A 7,234-nucleotide genomic window follows, 5' to 3' on the forward strand; every position below is an offset into this window, starting at 1 on the left:
CTGACGCCACCTTCACCTGGGAGCAGTTCCAGACCCAGGTGAACGCTGACCTCGCCGACGTTCTGGGCAATTTCGTCAACCGCATCCTGAAGTTCACCGAGACCCGCTTCGAGGGCGTCGTCCCCGACGGCGGCGAGCCTGGCGAGCTGGAGATCAAGCTCGCCGCCGACGTGGCCGCCAAGCTCGCCGAACTGACCGAGCTGATGGAAGCCATGGAGATGCGCAAGTCGGCCCAGGCCCTGCGCCAGCTCTGGGTGCTGGGCAATCAGTACCTGACCGAGGCTGCGCCTTGGACCGCCATCAAGACTGACCGGGACCGCGCCGCCGTCGCCGTCCGGACGGGCCTTAACCTGGTGGCGCTGTTCGCCAAGGTGTCCGAGCCCTTCATCCCGTTCGCCGCCGAGAAGATCGCGGGCGGCGTGGGCGAGGCCTTCCCCGGGCGCTGGCCGCAAGGGGAGGGCGCCGCCCTGCTGAACGCGTTGCAGCCGGGGACCAAGGTCGCAGCCCCTGATGTTCTGTTCCGCAAGATCGAGGACGCGCAGGTCGCCGAATGGCGCGAGCGCTTCGGCAGCGAGGTCGAGCCGGCCTAAGGCTGCTCAGCCAGCCAGTCGATCGCGCCCTTGGCCGCGGCCCGGCCGGTGGCGAAGCTGGCCTGCAGCAGATAGCCGCCGGTGGGCGCCTCCCAGTCCAGCATCTCGCCCGCGGCGAAGACGCCCGGGCGCGCCTTGAGCATCAGCCGATCGTCCAGGCCCTCGAACTTGAGGCCGCCGGCGCTGGAAATGGCCCGCGCCAGACCGGCCACGCCGGTGAGCGGGACGGGGACGGCCTTGATCGCCTCGGCCAGGCCCACCGGGCTGCGGGGCAGGTCGGCCCCGAACGCCTCCCGCAAGAGGCCGATCTCCACCGCCGACAGCTTCAGCATCTTGCGCAGCCGGTTGGACAGGCTGTCGCCGGTCCGGCCGCCGATGAGCCGTGAGGCCAGGTCGCCCCGGCGCATGTCCGGGCGCAGGTCGATGCGCAACTGCCCCTGGCTGCCGGTCGCCAGGGCGCGGCGGATATCTCCGGACAGGGCGTAGATCCCGCCGCCCTCAAGCCCATAGGCGGCCACCAGGGCCTCGCCGCGGATGGTCTGCTCGCCAAAGGTCAGCGCCACGGCCTTGAGCGGGGCGCCGGCGAAGCGCTGGGCGAAGGCCGGGCTCCAATTGGCCAGCACCCCCATATTGGTCGGAGCGAAGGACGCAAGCGGCGCGCCGGCCTCGGCCAGGGCGCCAGCCCAGGCGCCATTGGCGCCGAGCCTCGGCCAGCTTGCGCCGCCCAGCGCCAGAACCGTGGCGGCTGGGCGGACCTTCACCTCCCCTGAGGGTGTGGCGAAGCTGAGGGCGCCGTCGGCGTCCCAGCCGGTCCAGTGGTGGCGCTGGTGGAAACGCACGCCCGCGGCGTCCAGCCGTCCGAGCCAGGCCCGCAGCAGGGGCGAGGCCTTCAGGGCGCGGGGAAAGACCCGGCCGCTGGAGCCGACGAAGGTCTCCTGGCCGAGGCCCTCCGCCCAGGCCCGCAGGGCCGCCGGGTCAAAGGCCTCGATCACGCCGCCAAGGGGACCTGAGGCCTCGCCATAGCGGCCCATGAACTCGGCCATGGGCTCGGAATGGGTGAGGTTGAGGCCGCCACGGCCGGCCATCAGGAAGCGCCGTCCCAGGCTCGGCATGCGTTCATAGACCGTCACCGACAGCCCTGCGGCCACCAGGGTCTCGGCGGCCATCAGCCCGGCCGGACCGCCGCCGATGACGGCGACATCCGGCGTCTTGGGGTCGTCCATGTCTAGAACCAGTTCAGGTCTGCGCGGGCGCCGCCCACCTCGACGCCCTTCAGGCGTCCCCGGCCGTCCTGGCCGATGGAGACGATGGCGAAGGCTGGCGGAGCGGCGTCGTCGCCCTGGCGGCGCAGGGCGGCCTCCAGAGCCTCGGCCTTGGTCTGGTCGGCGTAGAAGCGATCGACGCCGATGTCGAGGGTGATGAAGGTCTCCTGCGGACGGTCGTCCGTCGGCGGCGCGGCCTCATCAGGCTCCCGCGGCGGGGCGAGAAAGGCCTGGCGGCAGTCGGCCTGGCCGCGCACCACGACAGGCCCGTGCTTCAGGGCGTCGTCGCGGGTGGCCCCGGCGCCGGTGACCCGATGGACGCCGCCCGCGGCCGGCGACAGGGCGACCCAGCTGTCGTCCTGGCCGTAATGAGCTTCGAGTTCTGGCGGGCAGGGGGCGCCGTCCGTGACGCGCTCAACCAGCTGCAGGGCTGCATAGTGGCCGCTGAGCAGGCTGCGCGGGTCGACGGCCTCCATAGCCAGCCGCACCTCCTGGCCGCCGGCCCGGGCGCGGTCCTCCCGAACCAGCAGGCCGACCAGGGCGGCCATCAGAAGGAGCGCTACGGCGCCGATCCGCAGGGCGAGCGCACGGGGGTTCGACAGCTGGTTCATGCCTTGACCCTTCTGCGGCGAAGCAGGCCGCCTGCCACCAGGGCCAGGATGGCGCAGCCGGCGAAGACTCCGGCCGCGGTCATGAGCCCGAGGCCGAGATCCATCAGGATGGCGCTGACCGCGGCGATGGCCGACAGGACGCCCGCGGCGGTGACCCCGCCGGCGCGGTCATGCAGGCCAAGGGCGATCACACCGCCGGAGATGATCAACCAGGCCAGGCGGTGCAGGAGCCCATAGACCTCGCTGGAGAGACCCGCCGCGGCGAAGGCCGCCAGGGCGCCGACCGCCATCCAGGCGAAGATGATCCCGGCCGCGCGCCGCTCCTGCTCGCTGGCCCAGCGGGCGGCGGCGCAGGCGAGCGCGAAGGCCGCCGCCAGGGCCAGATAGCCCTCCGGCCGCACGTCGGGGGCGGCGAACAGCCAGCCAAGCACCAGGGCCGGTCCCGCCAGATGGGCGAGGCTGCGGCTGCGCCAGGCCAGGGCCAGGAGCGCCCCGGCGGGCGCGGCGATGGCCAGCCAGCGAAGTTGCAGTCCGAACAGGCCCTCGGGTCCTGCGAAGTCGCCGAGCGCGATGAGGGCGACCGCGGCGATGGCCGCGGCGTTGGCGCGACCGGCCAGGGCCAGCAAGGCCGCGGCCAGGCCCGCCCCGCGCAGGGCGGCCTGCGGATCGCCGGCGAGATCAAAGATCTGTCCGGTCAGGCCGATGGCGCCGGCATAGATCAGGGCTGCGACCCCGAGCAGGACGTCACGGACGAGCGGACGGCCGCGCAGGGCCGCCCAGGCTGCGCCGCCGCATGTGGCGGCGAAGACGCCGAGGATCAGGGCGAACCTCGCCAGTCGGGGGATGACGTCCCAGTTGGCCGCCACAAAGGCGATGGCCGCCAGGCCCGCCAGGACCGCACCCATGACCGCCAGGGCGACGCCGGCGTCAATGCGGCGGGCCTCGGCCACGCTGTCGAGAATGGGCTGTCGCGACTCAGGCGCCACCAGGCCCTGGGCGATCCAGCGATCGAGGTCTTCGCTCAGCCGCGCCTTGTAGGCCGCCATCCTTGCGCTCCCTCCGATGGGGTTGGCCGGGACGCTCACGCCCCGGCCTTGAACCCGCGTCTAGTGCAGGCGGTGCTCGGCCGCCTCTTCCGGCGAAATGTCCAGGAAGCCTGGCATGACGGCGTTGTAGGAGTCCGTTCTGTCGAGCTTCACCACGGCGTTGCGGTGGCCTTCCCAGACCATGGAGAGCGCCACATAGAGCACCACGACCAGACCGATATAGCCGATCCACCGGTACTTGTGCAGCAGGCTGGCGATGTAGGTGGCGGCCACCCCCATCAGGGCGATGGACAGGATCAGGCCGAAGACCAGGATCCCTGGATGTTCCCGGGCCGCGCCGGCCACCGCCAGCACATTGTCCAGGGACATGGACAGGTCGGCGATCAGGATCTGGATGAAGGCGGCGCGGAAGCTCTTGACCGGCCGGGCGGTGGGTTCGGTGGTCGGATCGCCGTCCAGCACGGCTTCGGCGTCGGCCTCGTCGATCACCGCCTGCTCGCGCAGCTCCTTCCACATCTTCCAGCAGACCCACATCAGCAGCAGGCCGCCGGCGAACAGCAGGCCGATGATGCCGAGCAGCTGTGTGGTGATCAGCGCAAAGCCGATCCGCATGATCACCGCGGCGATCAGGCCGTAGAGGATGGCCTTCTTGCGCTGATCGGCGGGCAGGGCGCCGGCGGCCAGGCCCACGGCGACGGCGTTGTCGCCAGCCAGGACCAGATCGATGAGAAGCACCTGAAAGAGTGCGGTAAGGGCGGGGCCGTGTTCGGCGAGCAATGACTCAAACATGATCGCCTCAATGCGACAGGCTCAGGGCCTCCGCAACGCCTATTCGTGGGGGCGGTGACTCAGCAGCGCCGGGGCGCTGCTCAGGCGGGCTCATGCTCGGGTTCGGCCTTGTGGGCCTCGTCGTGCTTGTCCTCGTCCTTCTTGTCCTGGTGATGGGCGAAGGCCGTGGCCGCCACGGCGCCGGCGGCGGCTGCGGCCAGGGGGGCGGCAAGACCGGGACCCCGGTCGCGCTCCGGCTCATCGGCGGCGGCGGAAGCGCCCGAACCGTAGCCGAAGGTCTGGAACCTCCGGCGGCGCTGGGACTCCCGGCGCTTGGCCGCGGCGTTGCGTGAAATGGCCGCCAGGATCAGGACCCCGGCCAGGACCGCCAGGGCCAGCAGGACGGTGCGGGTGGAGACACCCTGGTTCTCGACCGCCTGGCTGGCGTCGGCGGCCGCCGTGCTTGCGGCGTCGGCCGCCTGGCCGGCCAGCTCATCGGCCTGGTCGGCGGCTTGGCCGGCGCTTTCAGCAGCCCGTTCGGTGTCATCGCGATCCCAGAACTTGAAGCGCTCCAGGAAACTGAAGAAGCCGCCGCCTCTGGGGGTCTCGGCGTCCGGCGCCGCAGCCGGCGCACTGGCGCTGGGGGCCGGGGCGGGCGGCGCAACCGGAGCCTTGGCCTGGGGCGCCGTCACCGCCGGCGCCTTGGCGGCGGGCGGCTGGGCCGCGGGAGCCTTCGGCGCGGGCGCTTGAGCGACGGGCGCAGAGCGCGCCGGGGCGGCGGGGGTGGAGGCGACCGGAGCCGGGGTGCGAACGGGGGCCGGGGCCACCCGGGCGTCGCTGCTGTAAGCCCGCCGCGGCGGGGCGGCCGCTGCGGTGCGGGCGGGGCGATCCCCATAGACCCGGCGACGCTCCTCCGCAGTCATGTCTTCCGGATTGGCGATCGGCCGCATGGTGGTGACCAGCACCCCGTCGGCGCGCCGGAAGGTGACCACGCCGTCGTGCCTTGAGGCGGCAGGAGGAAGGGCCTGCCCTTGATACACATCGGCCGGGGGACCGCCCATGAGTCCGGAGCCGTCATCGGCCGAACCCGGCGCCCCGCCCATCAGGGGCGGCGGGGGCTGCGCTTCTGAATAGTAGTCACCGCCCTGGGCGCTGGGACCGGACGGCGCGCTGCAGCCGGCGACCGCCAGCAGGCTTGCGGTCGCCAGTAGGCCGAGGGCGCGACGCCCTGAGATCTGCTTGAAGGTCCTGATCGCCATGGGACGTCCCCCGTACCCGTGTTGATGCCCGCGCACGCGGCGCCGTCGATAGGTTAATCAAGAAATCACGACGTGGCGTTGAAATCAAAGCCGTGAATCGGCGGAGGGGAACCTACTTCCCCTCAGGGGCGAGGCCGGGAGGCCTCATAGAGGGCGATCGCGCCCGCCGCCGAGACGTTCAGGCTCTCAAAACCGCCGGGCATCGGAATCTTCGCCAGGACGTCGCAATGCTCGGACACCAGCCGACGAAGGCCTGAGCCTTCCGACCCCATGACCAGGATGGTGGCTGACCCGTCGAGGGCTGAGTCCAGGGTGGCCTCGGCCTCGCCATCCAGCCCCACGGCCCGCCAGCCCATATCGGCCAACTGGTCCAGCGCCCGCGAAAGATTGACCACCCGTGCCACCGGGATCTTGTCCACGGCGCCGACAGCCGCCTTGGCCAAGGCGCCGGTGAGTTGCGGCGCGTTGCGGTCCTGCAGGATGACGCCTGTGCAGCCGAAGGCCGCGGCCGAGCGCAGCAGGGCGCCGACATTCTGCGGATCGGTGACCTGGTCGAGCATCAGCAGCACCGCGCCCTTTTCCGGCGCAAACGCTTCTAGATCGACGCTCGGCAGCTCGCCTGGCCGCAGGGCGACCCCCTGGTGCACGGCCCCGGGCAGAAGGTTGGCCAGCCGCTGCGAATCAACCGTCTCGATGGTCAGCTTCGGAAAGCGTTTCGACAGCTCGGCGGCCCGTTCGGCGGTGGCGAGGATTCGCTCAGGGGGCTCTCGATCAGGGTTCTCGAGGGCGGCCAGAACGGCGTGCCAGCCCCAGAACCAGGCCGCGGAGGGGGCCTCAGCCCTTGTGACAGAAGGGGTTTCTCGCCCACTTCGACGCTTGTTTCGGGGCGCGTTGCGTTCCCGGATCGACGACACTATAAGACGCGCTCCATTTTGAGGCCGGGACAGGTCTCCGCCCGTTCCGGCGTTGTTGGCGATGCTTCTAGCAGAGGCGGCAACCCGGGGCGGAGGTAATTTGTTCAGGGCTCAGGACGGTTCCGAGCGCGCGGGGGAATGTCCCGAGTGGCAAAGGGGGCGGACTGTAAATCCGCTGGCGTACGCCTTCGTAGGTTCGAGTCCTACTTCCCCCACCACGCCTCGGTTCAAAAAGGAGTATTGCGGCGTCCCCGCAGCCTTCGGCGCGGGTATAGCACAATGGTAGTGCAGCAGCCTTCCAAGCTGAGGATGCGGGTTCGATTCCCGCTACCCGCTCCAATATATCGACACTCACCCCTACGCCCCCGGGCGCATCGCCGGCAGGACCCTGATGGCCAAAGAGAAGTTTGAACGCAATAAGCCGCATTGCAACATCGGCACGATTGGTCACGTTGACCATGGGAAGACGACGCTGACGGCGGCGATCACGATGACGCTGGCGAAGTCCGGTGGCGCGACGGCGAAGACGTACGACGAGATTGACGCGGCGCCGGAAGAGAAGGCCCGCGGGATCACGATCAACACCGCGCACGTGGAATACGAGACGGCCAACCGTCACTACGCCCACGTCGACTGCCCCGGTCACGCTGACTATGTGAAGAACATGATCACCGGCGCTGCGCAGATGGACGGCGCGATCCTGGTGTGCTCGGCCGCTGATGGTCCGATGCCGCAGACCCGCGAGCACATCCTGCTGGCCCGTCAGGTTGGCGTGCCGGCCCTG

The 7,234-nt window shown here is 70.7% G+C and carries 8 protein-coding genes and 2 tRNA genes; 4 read left to right on the plus strand and 6 right to left on the minus strand.

Annotation, left to right across the window (positions count from 1 at the left end):
* Positions 1 to 590 (plus strand): class I tRNA ligase family protein (locus Q8N19_RS07525; RefSeq protein WP_305589308.1); only part of this gene is annotated, 590 nt, incomplete at its 5' end.
* Here the strand turns inward: Q8N19_RS07525 and Q8N19_RS07530 are convergent.
* From Q8N19_RS07530 to rlmB, 6 genes are all read right to left on the minus strand, one after another.
* Positions 587 to 1,813, minus strand: coding sequence for a TIGR03862 family flavoprotein (locus Q8N19_RS07530; RefSeq protein ID WP_305589310.1), 1,227 nt, complete (start codon positions 1,811 to 1,813; stop codon positions 587 to 589). The two genes, Q8N19_RS07525 and Q8N19_RS07530, sit on opposite strands and share 4 nt — an antisense overlap.
* 2 nt (positions 1,814 to 1,815) lie before the next feature.
* A complete protein-coding gene (locus Q8N19_RS07535; protein WP_305589317.1) occupies positions 1,816 to 2,463 on the minus strand; it encodes a GDYXXLXY domain-containing protein in 648 nt (215 codons plus the stop codon).
* Positions 2,460 to 3,509 carry a DUF2157 domain-containing protein gene (locus Q8N19_RS07540; protein WP_305589320.1) on the minus strand — a complete coding sequence of 350 codons (1,050 nt, stop codon included), beginning with the start codon at positions 3,507 to 3,509 and terminating at the stop codon, positions 2,460 to 2,462. Before Q8N19_RS07540 ends, Q8N19_RS07535 begins: the two co-directional genes overlap by 4 nt.
* A gap of 60 nt (positions 3,510 to 3,569) precedes the next feature.
* The gene (locus Q8N19_RS07545) at positions 3,570 to 4,298 is read right to left on the minus strand and encodes a TerC family protein (RefSeq protein ID WP_305589322.1); all 729 of its coding nucleotides are present in this window, start codon (positions 4,296 to 4,298) and stop codon (positions 3,570 to 3,572) included.
* Between the two features lie 80 nt (positions 4,299 to 4,378).
* Positions 4,379 to 5,536: a hypothetical protein gene (locus tag Q8N19_RS07550; protein ID WP_305589324.1), complete on the minus strand. Its 1,158-nt coding sequence runs from the start codon at positions 5,534 to 5,536 to the stop codon at positions 4,379 to 4,381.
* 122 nt (positions 5,537 to 5,658) lie between these two features.
* Positions 5,659 to 6,450 carry a 23S rRNA (guanosine(2251)-2'-O)-methyltransferase RlmB gene (gene rlmB, locus Q8N19_RS07555; RefSeq protein WP_305589326.1) on the minus strand — a complete coding sequence of 264 codons (792 nt, stop codon included), beginning with the start codon at positions 6,448 to 6,450 and terminating at the stop codon, positions 5,659 to 5,661.
* A 132-nt stretch (positions 6,451 to 6,582) separates the two neighbouring features.
* On the opposite strand from rlmB, the gene Q8N19_RS07560 reads away from it, so the two are divergent.
* The 3 genes from Q8N19_RS07560 to Q8N19_RS07570 all read left to right on the plus strand — a co-directional run.
* A tRNA-Tyr gene (locus Q8N19_RS07560) sits at positions 6,583 to 6,668 on the plus strand.
* A 47-nt stretch (positions 6,669 to 6,715) separates the two neighbouring features.
* Positions 6,716 to 6,789, plus strand: a tRNA-Gly gene (locus tag Q8N19_RS07565).
* A 52-nt stretch (positions 6,790 to 6,841) separates the two neighbouring features.
* On the plus strand, positions 6,842 to 7,234 hold a 393-nt coding region (locus tag Q8N19_RS07570; RefSeq protein WP_305589330.1), incomplete at its 3' end, for a GTP-binding protein.

Origin of the sequence: Phenylobacterium sp. (genome assembly GCF_030693405.1) — a bacterium.
Lineage (GTDB): Bacteria > Pseudomonadota > Alphaproteobacteria > Caulobacterales > Caulobacteraceae > Phenylobacterium.

What these genes read in the sequence shown, in the direction of transcription:
- Q8N19_RS07540 (WP_305589320.1), bottom strand. Translation starts at nt 3,509, where the DNA reads ATGGCGGCCTACAAGGCGCGGCTGAGCGAAGACCTCGATCGCTGGATC.
- Q8N19_RS07535 (WP_305589317.1), bottom strand. Translation starts at nt 2,463, where the DNA reads ATGAACCAGCTGTCGAACCCCCGTGCGCTCGCCCTGCGGATCGGCGCC.
- Q8N19_RS07550 (WP_305589324.1), bottom strand. Translation starts at nt 5,536, where the DNA reads ATGGCGATCAGGACCTTCAAGCAGATCTCAGGGCGTCGCGCCCTCGGC.
- Q8N19_RS07545 (WP_305589322.1), bottom strand. Translation starts at nt 4,298, where the DNA reads ATGTTTGAGTCATTGCTCGCCGAACACGGCCCCGCCCTTACCGCACTC.
- Q8N19_RS07530 (WP_305589310.1), bottom strand. Translation starts at nt 1,813, where the DNA reads ATGGACGACCCCAAGACGCCGGATGTCGCCGTCATCGGCGGCGGTCCG.